Genomic DNA, 19,415 nt, shown 5'->3' with positions numbered 1-19,415 from the left:
CTGAGAATGAACGCCCCTGCAGCGAACTAACGTTCGCGCGGTTCGAAAACACCAGAAGTACCTCCCGCCGTTATACGGCGGGCATTTCAGCAATACCACACAATTTAGTTACATCATCCGGTTAAATCCCCACAGAACCGCGCCAGTGCTGTCCTCCACATGGCATCAGACACAAAAGACACCGGAAACCTCGCCCCTCACCACCGGAGAACGCTGACGCTTCAATCGAAACAATGCCCACCTGACCGCCACTGAAAAGCGCCGCCCCACCCCGGCCAGCGGCCGGGGTAATACATCGCTTTAAAATGACGGATGTTGTAACTAGATTTAGTGGTTGCTGCAGGTGGTATTGCTTTGAGTTCTGGCGTACACGCTCGTAAGCGGCCCTCACGGCCCGCTAACGCGGAGATACGCCCCGACTGCGGCTATTGCCTTGTCGTGACCACTCCGACCGCGCACAGCAGCTTCTGTATCGTTTTCAGCGGGTTTGGTTGGGCTTAGCAGGGTGGGGGATTATTACGGCTGAAGCCGTAATGCTTTTTTCGTCCTCGCTTCGCTGCGGGGGTCTCCGGCGCAGAGCGCCTCCCATGCGCTGACGCGCATCAAAAAACCGTCACTGGCGTCCCCCGAAAATAACGCACGCTCACGCCGGGCAAAGGCGCCTGTGCGGCAATGCCAGAAAGCCATTGTTAGTTTTATGTTAAACAATCGGTGGCATTTCTTTTGTGCGATGGTTTCAGCTACAGAGATCCGGATTTCAGAAATTAATATCAGGCTCCTGAGAGTACAATGGCTGTTCAGCGTATCTCCGTATAAAAGATAAACACACAGCACAGGGAAGGATGCAATGATAAAAACAGCACTTGTACTCACGATAGCCTCCATCATGATAACAGGCTGCTCGCCGCTGAAACCCACCGGGTGCCATAAACTCAGAGCGACGGACAGCTGCAATACCGTGCGCTGGAATGACCAGGATGAATGGGCTTTACAGGCAAGAAAAATGAGAGCAGCGATTAATGCCCGCCTCGATAACCCCGAAAAATGGAAAGGAAAACAATGCTGGTTAGTGGTGGGTTTAGCGCCTGACGGGACAACAACGAATATTACAACCGGCGAGGGCAATAAGGACTATTGTGCTGCGATAAAGGCCGCCGCTGAAAAGGCCACCTTTCCGGCTTTTTCACGTCCTGAATCGCTTAAAAATATCGCAGCGTTCAATCTCGATATGTATGGTTCAGACCAGTAGCTGTCAGTCCGTTGTTAACTTTGATACTCATGAGCCGCAAAAATTCATCCAGAGTCGTGAGGCGACCTGTCGTAGCTGGACGTTGTCGTCCTGCCTTATATGCAAAATAAGCAGACTGAATTGCGCCATACGCCAGAGCGATAATCATGACTGGCCTGGGGATACGGACCTCACTGAATCTTCCCACTTTCCTTCTCATCAAAGAAACTGCCAGAGCAGTGCAACCTGATGCAAACACGATATTTCCTAACATGCTAAATATCATTCCTTTTCTCCTGCCTGTAATTTTCTTTGTACTGTTTTACGAAAAAACCATTTGACGGATACGAGGTAAATCACAAAAGTTAAGACTGCGGACAGGCTGTATATCCACATGACAGGGATCTCTTTATAAAAAGGTATCATCTGTTCGGTGTCATCTGACAGCGTCATAAATGCAATAATATATGTGTCAATCTGAAAGAACTGGTAGAAGGGTTCCATCAAAACATAAACATAAAATAAATTAAGCAGATACGTTAGTGTCAAATCATGCTCAGGCCCGTTCAGCGGAGCATGCTGTGAAAAACAGATCAGCCATCCTGTAAAGGGGGAACCGCAGAATTCGGAAAAAATCGTACGCTAAGCTAACGGTGTTCTCGTGACAGCTCTTTGACTAGGCTTTCTAAGGCCATTCTGATAGCCCTGACTTCCTGAAAAGCCATGGCTAAAATTTGTGCGGCTAAAAGGGATAACCGATGGTAAAGTAAGTTATCCCTGTCGAGATACTGAAAAGCGTTATCCTCGTTTTTCCCAAAACTGTTTTGCCAGTTCGCTCAGAGCGCTAGTTAACTGAGCGACAGATTTCGCACTTTGCAAATTATTCTGCCCGGTCTGTACATTGGTATCAGCAGCATCGCGTATATTGATAATACTGCGGTTTATGTCTTCACTTACTGCTCCCTGCTGCTCGACCGCAGTCGCTATTTGCGCGTTCATGTCGGTAATTTCGTTAACGCGTTGGCCAATTCCATCAAGAGCTGTAGCTGCTTCCTCTGCGTGAGCTACACTCGTGTGCGCTTGCCGACTACTTTGCTCCATGACTGTAACAGCGGATTGCGCTCGCTCTTGTAGAGCGCTGATCATGCTTTGAATATCCGTTGTCGATTGCTGTGTGCGAGCAGCAAGACTGCGAACCTCATCGGCGACAACAGCAAAACCACGCCCCTGCTCACCAGCACGCGCGGCCTCAATTGCTGCGTTGAGTGCCAACAAATTCGTTTGCTCGGCGATCCCTCGTATAACGTCAAGAACTTTTGATATCTCGTTACTTTGACCTTCAAGCTCATGAATAACCTGAGTGGCTTGCCTAATTTCACCTTCAAGGGCAGTGATTGACTGGCTTGTGTGGGCTACCAGACGCTGGCCAGATGCCGTCTCAGTGTCTGCTCTTCCGGCCGCATCTGCAGCATGCTGTGCATTGCTCGCAACCTCTTGAATGCTTGCCACCATTTGGTTTACTGCCGTTGCTATTTGATCTGTCTCTGCCTGCTGCTCAACTGTAAGTACATTGCTTGACTCAATATCCTTTAGTAGGCCTCGGGTGTGTTCGCTAAGCCGATTTGATGCATCACCTATGCGACCTACTATGGCGCCTGTTTCAGCTTGCATCATTCGTAAAGCAAACTCTATTTGGCCAAACTCATCGGTGCGCCCAGTGTAGAGGGATTGACTTAATGGGTTATTGGAAATATTCCTGGCTCTTTCAACCAGTCTTCCAAGAGGAGAGAGAATAGCCAAAACACTAACAGAGCTTAAGCTTCCTGACATTAAAGTGGCTAACAATAAGCTGCTTATTGATGTATCAGTAAGCATGCCGGCAGCCATTGCGCTTGATATAATACTACCCCATATGAGCAAGAGTATTTTCACGGAAAAGCTAGCAGCCAATTTCGGCCTCGCGGCCTTCCCGCTTCTCAATTGAGCATATAATTTTTCCGCAGCCAAAACCTGCTCAGGTTCAGGCTTGGTCCTTACAGACTGGTATTCAACAATCGAACCATTCTTAGCTATTGGCGTTACATAAGCACTTACCCAATAGTGGTCGCCATTTTTACAGCGATTTTTTACTAGCCCCATCCATGAGCGGCCAGATTTTAATGTACTCCACATATGCTCAAATGCAGCAGGCGGCATATCTGGGTGTCTTACGATGTTGTGAGGCTGGCCTAATAGTTCTTCCTCAGTGAAACCACTGATTTTAATGAAGTCAGGATTAACGTACGTGATATGGCTTTGAGGGGAGGTAGTCGAAAGAATATTGGCATCTTTTGGGAGTTCTAAGTTTCGACCCGTCACTGGTAAATTCTGGCGCATAAGAACCTCAAGGGTTGGCTGTTTTATTTTATTGTTTTCGGCATTAAGCCCAATTTCTTGAGCGTTACGATAAAGCTAGCATGGAAACGATAGGTGCAAGCAAGTTAAGGGTTGCATCGCGCATGTCAATCTAGGCTATACCCTAACTTGATGTCAGGCAGGGCCGCGCCGCTTCGTCAGAATAGAGTCTGCTTTCCCATTTTTTGACACATGCCCGCGAAGGTTATAGATTTCAGCCTGACAGAAATGGGCTTTGAGGCACAACGGAACAGAAAGTGCACTTAAGCCGCCTTCAACCAAGGAGACATCGTGCAGGGGCACCGCATCGGCTACGTCCGGGTCAGCAGCTTTGACCAGAACCCGGAACGCCAGCTGGAACAAACCCAGGTGAGCAAGGTGTTCACCGACAAGGCATCGGGCAAGGACACCCAGCGCCCCCAGCTCGAAGCGCTGCTGAGCTTCGTCCGCGAAGGCGATACAGTGGTGGTGCACAGCATGGATCGGCTGGCCCGCAACCTCGATGACCTGCGTCGCTTGGTACAGAAGCTGACTCAGCGCGGCGTGCGCATCGAGTTCCTGAAGGAGGGCCTGGTGTTCACTGGCGAGGACTCGCCGATGGCCAACCTGATGCTGTCGGTGATGGGGGCCTTCGCTGAGTTCGAGCGCGCCCTGATCCGCGAGCGGCAGCGTGAGGGCATCGCCTTGGCCAAGCAGCGTGGCGCGTACCGGGGCCGCAAGAAAGCCCTGTCCGATGAGCAGGCTGCTACCCTGCGGCAGCGAGCGACGGCCGGCGAGCCCAAGGCGCAGCTTGCCCGCGAGTTCAACATCAGCCGGGAAACCCTCTACCAGTACCTCCGCACGGACGACTGACACATGCCGCGTCGCTTGATCCTCTCGGCCACGGAGCGGGACACCCTGCTTGCGCTGCCGGAAAGCCAGGATGACCTGATCCGCTACTACACCTTCAACGACTCCGACCTGTCGCTGATCCGCCAGCGACGCGGCGACGCCAACCGCCTCGGCTTCGCCGTGCAGCTCTGCCTGCTGCGCTACCCCGGTTACGCGCTGGGAACCGACAGCGAGCTGCCCGAGCCGGTCATCCTGTGGGTGGCGAAGCAAGTCCAGGCCGAGCCGGCGAGCTGGGCAAAGTACGGCGAGCGCGACGTGACCCGTCGCGAGCATGCCCAGGAACTGCGCACCTACCTGCAACTGGCCCCGTTCGGCCTGTCCGACTTCCGCGCCCTGGTGCGCGAGCTAACCGAGCTGGCCCAGCAGACCGACAAAGGCTTGCTGCTGGCCGGTCAGGCCCTGGAGAGCCTACGGCAGAAACGACGCATCCTGCCGGCGCTGAGCGTGATTGACCGGGCCTGCTCGGAAGCCATTGCGCGAGCCAATCGGCGGGTCTACCGCGCCCTGGTCGAACCACTCACGGACTCGCATCGGGCCAAGCTGGACGAGCTGTTGAAGCTCAAGGCCGGCAGCAGCATCACCTGGTTGACCTGGCTGCGCCAGGCACCGCTGAAACCCAACTCTCGGCACATGCTGGAACACATCGAGCGGCTGAAGACATTTCAGTTGGTGGACTTGCCCGAAGGCCTGGGCCGGCACATCCACCAGAACCGCCTGCTCAAGCTGGCCCGCGAGGGTGGGCAGATGACGCCCAAAGACCTCGGTAAGTTCGAGCCGCAGCGCCGCTACGCGACCCTGGCCGCCGTGGTGCTGGAGAGCACCGCGACCGTGATCGATGAGCTGGTCGATCTGCATGACCGCATCCTGGTCAAGCTGTTCAGCGGCGCGAAGCACAAGCATCAGCAGCAGTTCCAGAAGCAGGGCAAGGCGATCAACGACAAGGTGCGCCTGTACTCCAGGATCGGCCAGGCGCTGCTGGAAGCGAAGGAAAGCGGCAGCGACCCCTATGCCGCCATCGAGGCGGTGATTCCCTGGGACGAGTTCACCGAGAGCGTCAGCGAGGCCGAGCTGCTGGCCCGGCCGGAAGGCTTCGACCACCTGCACCTGGTCGGCGAGAACTTCGCCACCCTGCGCCGTTACACGCCGGCCTTGCTGGAGGTGCTGGAACTGCGCGCCGCGCCGGCCGCGCAAGGCGTGCTGGCAGCCGTGCAGACCCTGCGTGAGATGAACGCCGACAACCTGCGCAAGGTGCCGGCCGATGCACCCACGGCCTTCATCAAGCCGCGCTGGAAGCCGCTGGTGATCACCCCGGAAGGCCTCGACCGGAAATTCTACGAAATCTGCGCCCTGTCCGAGCTGAAGAACGCCCTGCGCTCCGGCGACATCTGGGTCAAGGGCTCGCGGCAGTTCCGCGACTTCGACGACTACCTGCTGCCGGCCGAGAAGTTCGCCGCACTCAAGCGCGAGCAGGCCCTGCCCCTGGCGATCAACCCGAACAGCGACCAGTACCTGGAAGAGCGTTTGCAGCTGCTGGACGAGCAGTTGGCCACCGTCACCCGCCTGGCCAAGGACAACGAGCTGCCCGATGCCATCCTCACCGAGTCAGGGCTGAAAATCACCCCGCTGGATGCGGCGGTGCCGGATCGGGCGCAGGCGCTGATCGACCAAACCAGCCAGTTACTGCCGCGCATCAAGATCACCGAACTGCTGATGGACGTGGACGACTGGACGGGCTTCAGCCGCCACTTCACCCACTTGAAGGACGGGGCCGAGGCCAAAGACAGGACGTTGCTGCTGTCCGCAATCCTCGGTGATGCGATCAACCTCGGGCTGACCAAGATGGCCGAGTCGAGCCCCGGCCTGACCTACGCCAAGCTGTCCTGGCTGCAAGCCTGGCACATCCGCGACGAAACCTATTCGGCGGCCTTGGCCGAGCTGGTCAACCACCAGTATCGCCACGCCTTTGCCGCCCACTGGGGCGACGGCACGACCTCATCCTCCGATGGCCAGCGCTTCCGCGCGGGTGGCCGGGGCGAGAGCACCGGGCACGTCAACCCGAAGTACGGTAGCGAGCCGGGACGGCTGTTCTATACCCATATCTCCGACCAGTACGCGCCGTTCAGCACCCGCGTGGTGAATGTCGGCGTCCGCGATTCCACCTATGTGCTCGACGGCCTGCTGTACCACGAGTCCGACCTGCGGATCGAGGAGCACTACACCGACACGGCCGGCTTCACCGATCACGTCTTTGCCCTGATGCACCTGCTAGGCTTCCGCTTCGCGCCGCGCATCCGCGACCTCGGCGAAACCAAGCTGTACGTGCCGCAGGGCGTGCAAGCCTACCCGACGTTGCGCCCGCTGATCGGCGGCACCCTGAACATCAAGCACGTGCGTGCCCACTGGGACGACATCCTGCGCCTGGCCAGCTCGATCAAGCAGGGCACCGTCACCGCCTCGCTGATGCTGCGCAAGCTCGGCAGCTACCCGCGCCAGAACGGACTGGCCGTGGCCCTGCGCGAGCTGGGCCGGATCGAGCGCACGCTGTTCATCCTGGACTGGCTGCAAAGTGTTGAACTGCGCCGCCGCGTGCATGCCGGCCTGAACAAAGGTGAGGCGCGCAACTCGCTGGCCAGGGCGGTGTTCTTCAACCGCCTTGGGGAAATCAGGGATCGGAGCTTCGAGCAGCAGCGCTACCGGGCCAGCGGCCTCAACCTGGTGACGGCGGCTATCGTGCTGTGGAACACGGTGTACCTGGAACGCGCCACCCAGGGGTTGGTCGAGGCCGGCAAGCCGGTGGACGGCGAGCTGCTGCAATTCCTGTCGCCGCTGGGCTGGGAGCACATCAACCTAACCGGCGATTACGTCTGGCGGCAGAGCCGCAGACTGGAAGACGGGAAGTTTCGGCCCTTACGGATGCCCGGAAAACCTTAGCGTACGATTTTTTCCGAATTCTGCGGGCTCCCCTGTAAAGACCAGAATGGATACCACGAGATACACCACAACCCATATCACTGTTTTCATTACTGCCCCGCATATTTAAATTTAACTTTCATATTTCGCCTGTGTCATTCAGTCGTTCCGGTCAGTCCCGCTCTGTTTCAGATAATCACTGATACTGAGGCCGGACAAACGAATTTTATCCGAAACCTCCCTGAACTGCTCTTTCCAGCCATTTGTCAGATGTCTTTGTGACGCGATTTTGCAGGCGACGCTGAACTGCGTTCTCCCCAGTTTCTCGGAAAGCCAGAACAGCTGCTTACCAATTTCATCATTCGGGACGCCATCGAGCGCATCCAGTAATAATGTTTCCTCTTCTGACACCCAGGCCTGACGGGCATTAGGAAAGCGTGGATCGGGAATAATCTCCTTCCTCTTACTCTTTTCAGGTTTGGCAGCTGCCGGCGCTTCGCCTTTTTTCATGCTGACGCGCGCTTTCATGGCGCCGATGGCGGCGACGGCCAGTACGAGCGTTTCACGTTCCGGGCGCGTGAGCAGGCTGTCCTCACAAATCAGGGTGTTCAGATTATCGATCAGGGTGTCCAGTCGGGTTTCAGTGACTTTCATGGTTCAGCTTTTGTTCCTTGTGGTGGTTGAGGTCGGTCCCGGCTCTCATGCCCCAGGCCGGAGATCGTCAGCCGGGGTTTTGGGTCGCGTGCTACGTGGCCTGCTGAAGATAACGGGCTCATGCCCTCTTTCCCGCGCCGGCGTCGTCCCACACCATCACTGTGGCCAGATGCTCCGCCACCTCCCGCCCCGTGTAGCCGGCCAGGATAGCCAGCGCCCGGTCGGCCGCGTCACGGGACAGCGGACTGCAGAACCCGAATCCGTCCGTCATCAGGAGCCACTGCAGACGTTCAGTCCAGCTCTCGCCGGGTTTACGGACCGGCGAAAACACAATCTCCGTCAGTTGCTCGCGGTTGCAGTACAGCTGTCGATGCTCCAGTTCATCCAGCAGGCTGTTCAGCTCGCGCCGGTCAGCCTCTTCCTGATCCATCAGCGGCCAGCGGATGCAGTGCCACTGCAGCTCCTGCGCCTGGTCGCCCGTGAACCCCGCGCGGGCCAGCAGGTCGGCCAGCGCGGCCTGTGTGTCTTCCTCGTATGTGGCAGCCGTGAGCGGGAACGCCTCCGTACTGTCGCGCAGAACGTTCAGCAGGCGCGCCGGTGCCGGCAGCATCCGCAGGGACGCTTCAGGCCTGACCACGGCCAGGCGAATATCCTCAGTCAGCCCGGTGATCCCCTCCGCCTGTAGCGCAGCGTCCAGCTGGCGGTACCAGGTGCCGGTCAGGTCCGCCGGCGCGGTATCGCCCGGTGTACCCTCCTCCGGCGCAGCGCTCTCATTAATCTGCACCCGGACCGCAATCCCCGCATCGTGACAGGCCTGCAGCCAGGTGGCGACCTGCAGGGGATCGCCTTCCAGGCGTGTCACCTGCCCGGCCGCATTCCACAGCTGCAGACAGGTGGTGCCGTCAAGACGGATCACGTAGTCACCCCGCAACGCCAGGTGCCATCGACCATCCAGCTCCACCGGCCGGTCGTCAGCCTCATCTGCCTGGACAGGCGGGATCAGAGGCAGAACCCGGATCGCCGTCGCGCGCTTCTCCGCCAGGACGCGCGCCTGTTCGTCAGCGAGAAACGGGGCGGCCAGCGCACGTCCGGTGTCCGTCAGCTCGACGGCCAGTTGCAGGTTCGGGGCGCGCAGGGTGCGCAGCCAGCCCGCGGCTTCCATGCGCCGGCAGGAGGCGCGCAGGTTCGGCCCGTACACAGGGGCGTCCCCGCCCTGCTCCAGCACCCGCTCAATATCCCGCGTGGCCACCGGCCCCGGGCGTTTCGCATCGAGGGCGGCCAGCACAATCAGCACCCGCCGCTGCAGCGGCGACGGCCTGCGGGTGGTTACTGCTGCCATGAGCGTTGTTCTGCTGTCGGGGCACGAAGGAGCATTTCGGTAAGGAGCAGATGGTCCCTGTCGGCAACATCTTCGGGAGCCCGGCCCGCCATCGTCAGATGGTACCAGAGTTCGATCGCGCTGCGTGCCCGGGCAATCTCCACATCGGCATCGTTGCAGTCCGCACGGTTTGCCCGTTCAAGACACGCATTAACGAAATCTTCCGTGTCGCCGAGCATGGTTTCATAACTAAGGTGAAAGAAAACTTTCTCATCCATCCTGCATGCTCCGTCTGATAATGTCCGGTTAAGTATAAAATCATACATCGAATGATTTATTACATATTGTGTAAATATCATATCAGATATGATTATGTGGTTAATGCTAAATATCACATCCAGTATGATTTTATTCGTATTGTTTAATTATCATATCTCTTTCACGTTTCCCGCCGCGCAGATCCGATTTCTGGCTGTTCCGGATCTTCCTGAACTCCACCGGCGCGCAGTGGCCAGAAAACACAACATGTGCCACTTCATCAGCTGCATTTTCTCCTATATGTTGTGTTACTCCCCTGCCCTGTGACCCGGTACGCAGCAGCAGAAAACAGCGATATGATTATTTCGTGTGCGTGGTACACTTCCGGAAAGTTGTTATACGCCAGAAAGTCGGATCAAACCGAAACAGGCTTCCGGTAATTTAGTGGAGGACCTATATGTTTGCTCATTATCTTACTTTGAATGATTGCGGTAGGGAAAATTAACATGGGAACAGTCACAGATGTCACCAGGTGTAATTACTCTGAGTGACTATTTGTCAGCAAACCAGAAAGGAGTTCAGGATGGCACGTTCAATACCGGTCAGAATTGGTGAAAGACAATTTGCTTCTAAAGACGCCGCAAAACGTTATTTCATGGATCAGCGAGAGACCGTGAAAAAGTCAGGCCCGATCCGTGAAGGTCTTTTATTTGATGAGCTTAAGACGCTTTATCTGCGCTATTGCGAAATCACTGACTATCCTCTGGGCAATCGGGAGATTTACGCATTCAGCGTTGATTATGAAACACGTCATACCAACCAGAACTATGGCACGCATCTGTGTTACTGGGTGCAGTTTTCACCTAAAGACAGATTGTCCTTTTCGGTCAGAGAAGCGGTGGATGAGATCGCCAAAGCTGCTGCTGAACAACCCTGACAGCGGGCGGGATTTAGAACAATAAAGGAACAAACATGGCTGACTGGTTTATTGCCACCGAAGGTGTGAAGGTCGTGAAGGACAGCGCCAGTCTGTGGCCGCAGATCATCACGGCGGTTTCGTCCGTCGGTGCAGCCCTGGGCGGTGTGTATCTGGCCCACTACTTTACCCGGCGGCGTGAAGAAAGAGCGGTGGCGGCGAAGCAGGTCAGTGAGCGACTTTTTATTGCTACGGAGCTGGTCTTTTTGCTGGAGCAGTTTGCGGAAGGTTGCACTCGCCTGGCCACAGACAGCGGCGAGCAAAATCCGGAGGGTGAATACACTCCTACAGAAAACCTTCCGGAGTTGATAATCACAAATATTTCAGGAGACTGGCGAACACTTCCCCCCCGGGTTATGTACCGTATTTATGAACTCCCTGTACTCCAGAATGAAGTCCGGAGGCATGTTGCGGCTTTCTATGAGCATTACTGGGAACCGCCCAACCACTCCAGATACTTTCGGGAACGTCAGTTTCAGTACGCCAGACTGGGATTAAAAGCCGTTATTCTTGCCCGCCGTCTACGTAAACTGGTCAGTTTGCCAGGAACACGCCTTGAAGCTACGGAATGGTCTGCACAACCCGTTCTCTGGGGGGTGTGGCGGAAAAAACGCAAAGAAAGGACCGAAGCGGAAATCCGTCGCCGGCGTAAGAACAAAGGGGATAACTCATGATAGTGCCTACCATTCCCGGACAGAATATAGCGAATCCCTCTACACAACTGCCGGTAGCCATCGACTACCCAGCGGCACTGGCGCTGCGCCAGATGGCTCTGGTACAGGTTGAACTGCCGAAATATCTGCTGGCGCCGGAGGTGAGCGCCCTGCTCCATTATGTGCCCGATCTTCACCGCAAGATGTTGCTGGCCACCCTCTGGAATACCGGCGCCCGCATTAACGAAGCACTGTCGCTGACACGAGGAGATTTTTCGCTGGGGCCGCCGTATCCATTCGTGCAGCTGGCCACGCTCAAACAACGCACAGTGAAAGCGGCCAGAACGGCAGGCCGTGCTCCCGCCGGTAGTCAGGCTCATCGCCTGGTTCCGCTTTCTGACAACCAGTACGTCAGCCAGCTGCAGATGATGGTGGCCACGCTGAAAATACCACTGGAAAGACGAAACAAACGCACCGGCAGAACCGAAAAAGCACGCATCTGGGAGATCACCGATCGGACCGTGCGCACCTGGCTTGCTGAGGCGGTCGAAGCCGCGACCGCCGACGGTGTGACATTCTCAGTACCGGTGACGCCGCACACGTTCAGGCACAGTTACGCCATGCATATGTTGTATGCCGGTATACCGCTGAAGGTGCTGCAGAGTCTCATGGGACACAAGTCGATAAGTTCGACGGAAGTCTATACGAAAGTGTTTGCGCTCGATGTAGCGGCACGCCACCGCGTTCAGTTCCAGATGCCGGGGACCGAGGCGGTGGCGATGCTGAAAGAACGGATTTAACGGCTACAGACTGACGCGCCGCAGGCTTGTCCAACCCCTTGTCTGTCCAGAAGCGAGTTCTGAACAGACAAGGGGTTCAGAATGAAATGCCGGGGAGATACTTTGCCTCATCCGGGCACTAATCGCGTTCTCAGGAGGGATGAATCAGTGGCGGATCTGCGCCAGGTCGTCTTCCGTCAGACCGGTCACTTTCATGACAATATTGCGGTCAATGCCGTTCTGCAGCATGGTACGGGCAATTTTAAGAGTAGCTTCGCGCTCGCCTTTTTCAATACCACGTTGTTCACCCAGCTGGATGCCCTGCTCGATCCCCTGCTGGATACCCTTCTCAATACCTTTTTGCTCGAGCTGTTGTGCGATCGTCATGAGGGCGTCTCCGTGTTGCGGCACACGCTGTGCCAGTTCGCGTACAAAGGCTTCGGCGTCCGATGTTTCGCCTGCCTGCACGATATAGTGTACCAGCGACTACCTGTGATGAAGACAGATATCCGGCCAGCAAAATGGGCGCCAGGCGGTCAACAAGTTCAGCGAGGTCGCGCTGATGAATATGTTTCTGCAGCAAGGTCAGGGCAGGCATACTGCGATGCCCGGCGATGTCATCATCCGGAATGACCGTGACGTCTACCAGCGGGAAAGCGCTGCTGTAGAGTGTTCCGGCCAGAATCGGGTCGTCAAACTCATCCAGCCAGCGGGTAGAGTACGGATACGGGCTGCGTTTACCGGTATAGAAAAGGACCGGTATCACCAGTGGCAGCTTCTTATGGCCAGCTTCCAGGTGTCGCTGCATGGCGGCCACCGCATAGCGTATCAGGCGAAAAGCCATATGTTTGTCGGGTGAGGACTAATGCTCAATGAGCACGTGAACGTAGCCATCCCCGGCGGTAGTTTTCAGGCTGTAGAGAACGTCGCTGAAATACTGGCGGAGATCATCCTCAACAAACGAGCCGGATTCCAGTTTCAGTGTGCTGAGGTCGCAGATGGCCTGCAGCTCTGCCGGGAGGTGCAGCTCCATGAAATCCCGGGCAATATCCGGTTGCGTCAGAAACTGCCTGAACGTAGCATCGTGAGGAGTGGGTGTGCTGTTTTTCTTCTTTATCAGCCCTGGCTCTGAAAATTGACCCGGATATGCTATCACAGGCACGAGCGGCACATAATGGCCTGGGGGATGATGATGTTTTTCTTTCCTGTAAGGCCGCTCAGTCAGCCTTCTCGCATATCAATCATTCAGGATGCCGGACAACTCACGTTTGCGAACAGAGCGATCATAATCTTCGGCTTTCACGAAAATCCTGATATTCGAACAAATTAACTCATTCGTTCCATCTTTACTGTCCGTTTTTACGCATAAGCCAGCCCAGAAAGGACCATTTGCAATGGCGGGATCTGTTGTGTCCGAAACGGTGTCGTAGGGGTTTGGGGAGCAGCGGAACAGCAAACGCCGTTAAGCGGCCAATTTAAATGGTCATTAATTTATTAATCAATAAATTATGCCTCTTCATTCAAAGCTCTCAGCTCACCCTTACGCGTAGCGTATGGTAACTCGGCAGAAGGCAAGTTTTTCAATTAACAGCCTTCTGCCTTCCTGGTTACCATTTAATAGGAGCGCTAGCTATCCCCCACTCCACATGCAACGTACTTAATACGGTAATTCTCTTGTCCCGCCTCCGGCACATTGCCAAAATCCACCTGTAACAACTGCCAGCGACTTACGTCCCACGCGCAAAGTTGTCCTTCCAGCGCCAGGGCCGAAAGAGCACTGTGCGCTACAATAGGTAGCCTTCTCATCGACAACCAACTGGCATTGCGCACCTCATCAATGCTACGGGAGACCAGATATGCCTTAAAAGTAATCCCGGGAAACCATCCAGCTTCGCGCCATTTTCCTGAATATGTGTATCAATCACCGCCATGTCGTAGTCAGCGGGTAAGGTAAAGCGGTATTGCATGACAATCATAATATCTCCTCCGACAGCATCCGTCCCTGGCTGAAACTCCATTCATCGGCGGTATTGAACTGGATCATTACCATCACATCATCCGGGCAAATATCCAGCTTGTTATTCAGCCGTTGACTCAGCACGCGACAGAGATTTTGCTTCTGCTCTTTCGTGCGCGGCTTGCCAGCCAGGATATGAAACTGAATGAAGTTATCGCTGCGCCCGTCGCTTTTATAATAACGGTCAAAAACACGCTGGCGGGCTGGCAGCTCTTCAAAAACCTGAAAGAGATCGCCGGGCGGGACGGCAAATTCCTCCTCCAGACTTTGTTGCAGAATGACGGAAATCTGGGCGATCTCGGCATCGCTGTACCCCTGACGTAGCGTTATGCGGGTAAACGGCATGTTTTTAATCCTCTTCCTGACAACCAAGAGCAGACACAGCGGCAGGCCAGCCAGCATAGAACGCCAGGTGGGTAAAGGCTTCGACTATCTCTTCGCGGCTCAGGCCATTTTGCCGTGCGAAATTGATATGCCAGGAGAGTTGCTGCACTCGGCCTGACGCCGTCAGCGCACCCAGTGTAAGCAGACTGCGCTCGCGTGGGGAGAGTTCCTCCCGCTTCCAGATATCATTGAACAGTATGTCATTACTCAGTTCGGCTAGCTTCGGAGCAATGTTTGCCAGTGTTGCGCGATCAAGGATTTTCGCCATGGTATTTTTTCTCCTTATTGACAGTGAATTGATTCTGATACGATAGTATCATTCTGAAAATCAAATTATTAATGATAAACCATCCCGAATTACAGGACGATAATGGGCAAACTTCCCCTGACGATTGACCTTGATGCACTGCGCAGTTTTGTGACGGGTATTGAATACGGCAGCTTTACAAAGGCAGCGACTCACCTGTGTCGCTCAACCTCGGCGTTAAGCGCGCAGCTTAAAAAGCTGGAGCGACAATGCGAGGTCGAACTGGTAGTCAAAAAGGGTCGCCATCTGACGCTGACCCGCAATGGCGAGATACTCATGAGCTATGCCCATCGCCTGCTTGCTCTTAATGATGAGGCGCAGCGGGCGTTGAAGGGTGAGTTGTTACAAGGAGAGATCCGCTTTGGCATGCAGGAAGATTTTGGCGAATCTCTGATGCCCGGTATTCTGAGCAAATTCAGGATCCAGCATCCGGGGATACGTATCATCGCCCGGGTGGATCGCAACCAGGCGCTGCTCACGGCGCTTGATGACAATACGCTCGATATGGCACTTCTGTGGCAGCAGGAAAATAAGCCACGCGAAGGGAAACTTATCAGCCGGTGTCAACTGGAGTGGATACAGCATCAGGATTTGAATATCAGCATGCTGCTAAAGCAGGATGAGCCATTGCCACTGGTGATGTTTGAAAATCCGTGTCTGATGCGCTCACGCGCCATTACTTGCCTGAATCGGGCTGGCATTGCCTGGAGGGTGGTATTTGTCAGCCAGAGTCTAAGCGGTATCTGGGCTGCGGTGCAGGCTGGGCTAGGCATCACATTGCGCACACGCGTTGGGATGCCCGACAATCTGCGCGTGGCAGGGAGCATTCTGCCGTCCCCGGGGAATCTTGGAATTATGCTAGAGCAGAGAAATACAACGAATGAAGGTGCGCGGGTAATGCTGGGTCAACTGATAGAAGATGCGATATTAGGTGTGACATAAGTTGTTTTGGCATGCTCAGAGCCTGTATATACACGGGTCTTCCCCGATCATGGTGGGAAGGCTCAGAACGCCATATTCAGCTTCCCGTAGTGGAACATTACTCCCAGCTTAAAGCGCTCCCGGTTGCGGTATCCCCTGGCTTTTATTCTCAGTAGTCTGATCTTGCTGTTCAGCGCCTCCGCATTTCCGTTTGAGACTCCATGCCGCATGGCATTCAGGATGCCGTACAGCCTTTTCCCTATAGTCTTAGCTGCGTTCTTCATAAGGGGGACATCGCTGTTAGCCGCCAGCGCCAGCCATCCATGCCAGTCATTCCGTCTTTCCTCGCTCCAGGGGCTGTTCCAGATGTCCTTTGCCAGCTCTTTCAGCGCCCAACACTGGCTCGTCAGCTTCATCTGTGCGCGCAGTCATACCAGCTTCTCCTGCTTGGATTCTGTCATCCACTTATTGCTGTACTGCCACAGGAAGCGGGTCCCCTTTGCCTGACGACGACTTTCAACAGGGAGGTGCGGATGTTCATTCTGGCGGGTTTTATCAACCACTTCGCCCAGTTGCTTCGCCACATGGAAGCGATCGAAGGCGATTTTCTCGACCGCATTGGGTAAATGGATACGCGCTGCTCTTATATAGCCCGCATTCATGTCCATCGACAGTGTTTTGACGGACAACAACTGACTGTCAGTGAGCGAACGGAGATAGCTGGCAAGACTCTCTGTGCCACGGTCATCGGTTAATGCCAGCGCCCGTCCGTCGCGATCAGATACTACGGTTATATACCTATGCCCTTTTTTAAAGGCGACTTCGTCTACATTCATATGACGCGCTGATAAAGGCTTTTTAATCCGCGACAGGCCTCGCTTAACCGCGCGGGTCATAATGCCGTCAACGGCATTCCAGCTAAGTTTAAGTTGTTTCCTGACAGCATCAACGGTGCTGATTTTAAGCCATGAGAGCACGAACGATTCGAACAGCAGAGTGTACCGACTGCCGGAACCTGCCAACGGTACAGGCAGAGTCTGGCAGCCATGCTCCGGGCACATAACGCGGGGAACATCGGCTTCTACTAATGTCATGAACTGGCAGGTATCAAGGTGGCGCCATTTACGATGTCGGTGATCGTGAACAGAACAGGATTTCCTGCAGGTCGGACAGGTTAACTGAGTATTTTCAGCGATTCCGACTGTAACAGTAACGGAACCTGCATTTTCATCGAGGGTAAGGGATTTAACCTGCCATGGTGCAGTCAGGTTAAGGATATGGGCATAGAGGGATTTTTCGTCCATATAATTTCATTCTGATGCTTACTTTAAACTGATATTATTATTTTTTGCCCACTTTCTTAATCTTCCATTAGCGTTGGCGTAAGGCGAAGATGTGTTAAATGAGATCATTCTCCCCATCGTCCATTTTGTGTACCATGGTCTTCCATACAAAATATCATCGGTACGATCATCAATAAGGCTCACAATCTCATTTTTTACAGTCTGAAGTTCAGCTACTAACAATTCATAACTTAACTCACTGTAATCTGAGTAAAATTTTTGAGCAAGAAGACCAAGCTGATTCCATTTATAGCCAGTTTCCGGGAAATCGACAGACAGACCTTTAGCATCAGAAGTGATCCACTTTACAACAAGAGCATTCCATCCAAGCAGATACGAAACGAGATCACGAACACTCATCTCCGTTCCTTTGGCGTGTCCGTCCATTGATTTATCTGAAGTAATTTCTGGTGGGATTGCATTGAGGTAATTAATTAATTTACTAAAATTTTTATCAATAGCTAAAAGCAGTTCAGCTTTTGTTTGTGGCACACTCATAAGAATTCCCTCTCATGTAAAAAGAGACACCATAAAGGCACTGTGTGGTGTTTGAATATCACTCAATTATGTACCACCCACCACAACAGGGGAAGACCAATATACACTCATTTTTGCGATATCGATACTATCGCTTGTTTCCTAAATGGAGCCCTATGTGAGGTGAGTTTGGAGAACGGGAATATCCATGTCGGTCAAAAAACACTCATAACGTACAATATTTTCCGTTTCCCAAACTGACCCCAGATAGATCGCCTGACCAGTCTCAGCAACAGCGACTGGATGACGCTGAAAAAGCAGATAGAACATACGAGCTGCGGATTGTCAGCCTGGATGTGCCCACATCATGGCAGGCACTAGCAGATAAAAACCTTTCGCAGGCTGACCCGATCACCCCGCCGTGATAACAGCTATCAACAACATGCTTATCGATCTGATGGCCGCGATGTCACATAAGGACTGGCTGAGCCGTCGCCAGCGCCAGAAGCAGGGAATTGAGCGGGCGCATACACTGGGTAAATACTAGGGGAAGCCGGCCGATCATGAACGGCATCAAAAAGTCCTTTACTACCGACAGATCAAGAAACTGAGCATCCGCGAAACCGCAGATGTAACAGGCTACAGTGCTTCGCAGGTTCGTCGGATATTCCATAGAACTGTGTTAAATGTCCAGTACCATCAGCTAGGCCCATCAAAGCTTTGTAATATGTCTCTACCTGAAAGAAGTGGATAAAGGGTACCATCAAAAAATATACGAAGAATAAATTAAGTAGATAAGTTAAAGACAAAGCTTGTTCGCCTCCCGGAAACAGAGCGTGCTGCGCAAAACAGACCAGCCATGCTGTGAAAACCAGAAAACATACCGCGAGATACACCAACACTCCTGACACTGTTTTCATACCTTCCCTGCATAAATTAATTTTCATATCTCACAAATGCCTTTCAGTCGTTCGGTCAGTCCCGCTTAGTCTCAGATAATCACAGATACTGAGACCGGACAAACGAATTTTATCCGATGTAAGTGTTATTTATCAGCACTGGAGCAGGCCCGAATCACTGTCATTTTAGATACGCCAGCCAGGCGAGCTGTTTCGCGCAGCGATTTTCCGTTGACCAGGCGCAGGGTACGTATCAGTTCATGTTTCTGCATATCAGCCACCCTGCCCCGGTATTTCCCTTCAGCTTTCGCCTTATTGATTCCCTCTGACTGACGACGTCGACGGTCTTCGTAATCTTTTCGGGCAATAGCGGCGAGCATATCCAGCATCATGCCATTTACGGCCTTCAGCATGCTTCGCGTAAAGTCATCACTTATTGTGCTGGATAGCGCCAGATGGCTGGTCGGTAGATCAAGACTGACGATGGCCAGCTGCTTGTCGGTGATTTGCTTTCTGAGTGTCTCCCAACCTGCATCATCCAGGCGGGTAAGCCTGTCGACCTGTTCAATGAGAATGACATCACCAGGTTCCGCATCCCCAAGAAGTCTGAGTAGTTCAGGACGGTTCATTGTCGTACCGGAGACATTGTCGATATACCAGCCAGCAATACGGTGGCCATGTTGGTTCGCAAATGCCTTCAGCGCATTTTTTGCCCGACTGGCATCCTGATCTGAAGTGGATGCCCGGAGGTAACCAAAAACGAACATTTTTTGTCCTGGTAGTATCATTTAAGTGGTATTGCTAATCATGGTATCACTTAAGTAGTCACAATAAAATTACCCGGTATCTTTTTTTGGGGGGGGGCCATATAAAGTATACCCTAATGTGACATATTGGCGAGTGGTCTAGGATTGGTTAATAAAAAAGCCAGGGAATCCTGGCTCTTGGGTGAGCTGGTTGTTAGAAGAACCAGCGAATTAACTCTAAAAGCACAATGAGCGCTTTT

At 53.8% G+C, this 19,415-nt stretch carries 17 protein-coding genes and 3 pseudogenes; 8 read left to right on the top strand and 12 right to left on the bottom strand.

The genetic code is table 11. The features are described 5' to 3' along the window. Positions 1-516: 516 nt before the first annotated feature. On the bottom strand, positions 517-873 hold the full coding sequence (locus ABLV12_RS21630; protein ID WP_348867343.1) for a hypothetical protein: 357 nt from the start codon (positions 871-873) through the stop codon (positions 517-519). Here ABLV12_RS21630 and ABLV12_RS21625 point away from each other — a divergent pair. Beyond that, positions 848-1,249 (top strand): cell envelope integrity TolA C-terminal domain-containing protein, encoded by a 402-nt coding sequence (locus tag ABLV12_RS21625; RefSeq protein ID WP_348867342.1) that lies wholly within the window; start codon positions 848-850, stop codon positions 1,247-1,249. The genes ABLV12_RS21630 and ABLV12_RS21625 overlap by 26 nt on opposite strands. 777 nt (positions 1,250-2,026) lie before the next feature. Here ABLV12_RS21625 and ABLV12_RS21620 read toward each other — a convergent pair. Beyond that, positions 2,027-3,604 carry a PAS domain-containing methyl-accepting chemotaxis protein gene (locus tag ABLV12_RS21620; protein ID WP_001323889.1) on the bottom strand — a complete coding sequence of 526 codons (1,578 nt, stop codon included), beginning with the start codon at positions 3,602-3,604 and terminating at the stop codon, positions 2,027-2,029. A 309-nt stretch (positions 3,605-3,913) separates the two neighbouring features. Between ABLV12_RS21620 and ABLV12_RS21615 the strand changes: the two genes are divergently transcribed. Further along, on the top strand, positions 3,914-4,474 hold the full coding sequence (locus ABLV12_RS21615) for a recombinase family protein (RefSeq protein WP_001161490.1): 561 nt from the start codon (positions 3,914-3,916) through the stop codon (positions 4,472-4,474). A gap of 3 nt (positions 4,475-4,477) precedes the next feature. Then, the gene (locus tag ABLV12_RS21610) at positions 4,478-7,444 is read left to right on the top strand and encodes a Tn3-like element TnAs1 family transposase (RefSeq protein ID WP_001138014.1); all 2,967 of its coding nucleotides are present in this window, start codon (positions 4,478-4,480) and stop codon (positions 7,442-7,444) included. A 138-nt stretch (positions 7,445-7,582) separates the two neighbouring features. On the opposite strand, the gene ABLV12_RS21605 is transcribed toward ABLV12_RS21610, so the two are convergent. The 3 genes from ABLV12_RS21605 to ABLV12_RS21595 form a co-directional block, all read right to left on the bottom strand. Further along, positions 7,583-8,077, bottom strand: a complete 495-nt coding sequence (locus ABLV12_RS21605; protein ID WP_348867341.1) for a DNA-binding protein — start codon at positions 8,075-8,077, stop codon at positions 7,583-7,585. 118 nt (positions 8,078-8,195) lie between these two features. Continuing rightward, positions 8,196-9,416 (bottom strand): hypothetical protein, encoded by a 1,221-nt coding sequence (locus tag ABLV12_RS21600; RefSeq protein ID WP_348867340.1) that lies wholly within the window; start codon positions 9,414-9,416, stop codon positions 8,196-8,198. Continuing rightward, on the bottom strand, positions 9,404-9,673 hold the full coding sequence (locus ABLV12_RS21595; protein ID WP_348867339.1) for a hypothetical protein: 270 nt from the start codon (positions 9,671-9,673) through the stop codon (positions 9,404-9,406). Before ABLV12_RS21595 ends, ABLV12_RS21600 begins: the two co-directional genes overlap by 13 nt. A gap of 563 nt (positions 9,674-10,236) precedes the next feature. On the opposite strand from ABLV12_RS21595, the gene ABLV12_RS21590 reads away from it, so the two are divergent. Genes ABLV12_RS21590 through ABLV12_RS21580 form a run of 3 tightly spaced genes read left to right on the top strand, consistent with a single transcriptional unit; the run spans position 10,237 to position 12,082 of the window. After that, positions 10,237-10,590 (top strand): hypothetical protein, encoded by a 354-nt coding sequence (locus ABLV12_RS21590; RefSeq protein WP_348867338.1) that lies wholly within the window; start codon positions 10,237-10,239, stop codon positions 10,588-10,590. A 35-nt stretch (positions 10,591-10,625) separates the two neighbouring features. Then, the gene (locus tag ABLV12_RS21585) at positions 10,626-11,303 is read left to right on the top strand and encodes a hypothetical protein (protein ID WP_348867337.1); all 678 of its coding nucleotides are present in this window, start codon (positions 10,626-10,628) and stop codon (positions 11,301-11,303) included. Further along, positions 11,300-12,082 carry a site-specific integrase gene (locus ABLV12_RS21580; RefSeq protein ID WP_348867336.1) on the top strand — a complete coding sequence of 261 codons (783 nt, stop codon included), beginning with the start codon at positions 11,300-11,302 and terminating at the stop codon, positions 12,080-12,082. Before ABLV12_RS21585 ends, ABLV12_RS21580 begins: the two co-directional genes overlap by 4 nt. Positions 12,083-12,226: 144 nt before the next feature. Here ABLV12_RS21580 and ABLV12_RS21575 read toward each other — a convergent pair. From ABLV12_RS21575 to ABLV12_RS21560, 4 genes and pseudogenes are all read right to left on the bottom strand, one after another. Further along, positions 12,227-13,178 (bottom strand): annotated as a pseudogene (locus ABLV12_RS21575) (Rpn family recombination-promoting nuclease/putative transposase). Between the two features lie 685 nt (positions 13,179-13,863). Further along, positions 13,864-14,037, bottom strand: a complete 174-nt coding sequence (locus tag ABLV12_RS21570) for a DUF4865 family protein (protein ID WP_348867335.1) — start codon at positions 14,035-14,037, stop codon at positions 13,864-13,866. Next, on the bottom strand, positions 14,034-14,423 hold the full coding sequence (locus ABLV12_RS21565) for a tautomerase family protein (RefSeq protein WP_348867334.1): 390 nt from the start codon (positions 14,421-14,423) through the stop codon (positions 14,034-14,036). Before ABLV12_RS21565 ends, ABLV12_RS21570 begins: the two co-directional genes overlap by 4 nt. A gap of 4 nt (positions 14,424-14,427) precedes the next feature. Further along, a complete protein-coding gene (locus ABLV12_RS21560) occupies positions 14,428-14,730 on the bottom strand; it encodes a carboxymuconolactone decarboxylase family protein (protein WP_348867333.1) in 303 nt (100 codons plus the stop codon). Between the two features lie 102 nt (positions 14,731-14,832). Here ABLV12_RS21560 and ABLV12_RS21555 point away from each other — a divergent pair, with 102 nt between their 5' ends. After that, on the top strand, positions 14,833-15,711 hold the full coding sequence (locus ABLV12_RS21555; protein ID WP_348867332.1) for a LysR substrate-binding domain-containing protein: 879 nt from the start codon (positions 14,833-14,835) through the stop codon (positions 15,709-15,711). Positions 15,712-15,773: 62 nt separating this feature from the next. Here ABLV12_RS21555 and ABLV12_RS21550 read toward each other — a convergent pair. Beyond that, positions 15,774-16,994, bottom strand: a pseudogene (locus tag ABLV12_RS21550) (ISL3 family transposase). An 18-nt stretch (positions 16,995-17,012) separates the two neighbouring features. Continuing rightward, a complete protein-coding gene (locus ABLV12_RS21545) occupies positions 17,013-17,531 on the bottom strand; it encodes a ClbS/DfsB family four-helix bundle protein (protein WP_348867331.1) in 519 nt (172 codons plus the stop codon). A gap of 243 nt (positions 17,532-17,774) precedes the next feature. Here ABLV12_RS21545 and ABLV12_RS21540 point away from each other — a divergent pair. Beyond that, positions 17,775-18,264 (top strand): annotated as a pseudogene (locus tag ABLV12_RS21540) (sigma factor-like helix-turn-helix DNA-binding protein); the annotation flags it as partial. A gap of 291 nt (positions 18,265-18,555) precedes the next feature. Here ABLV12_RS21540 and ABLV12_RS21535 read toward each other — a convergent pair. Then, positions 18,556-19,176, bottom strand: coding sequence for a recombinase family protein (locus ABLV12_RS21535; protein WP_348867330.1), 621 nt, complete (start codon positions 19,174-19,176; stop codon positions 18,556-18,558). Positions 19,177-19,415: the final 239 nt, after the last annotated feature.

The organism is Klebsiella sp. CN_Kp100 (assembly GCF_040065315.1).
Lineage (GTDB): Bacteria > Pseudomonadota > Gammaproteobacteria > Enterobacterales > Enterobacteriaceae > Klebsiella > Klebsiella oxytoca.
Note: the sequence above shows the minus strand (reverse complement) of the source record. Positions and strands in the feature narration are given on the sequence as shown.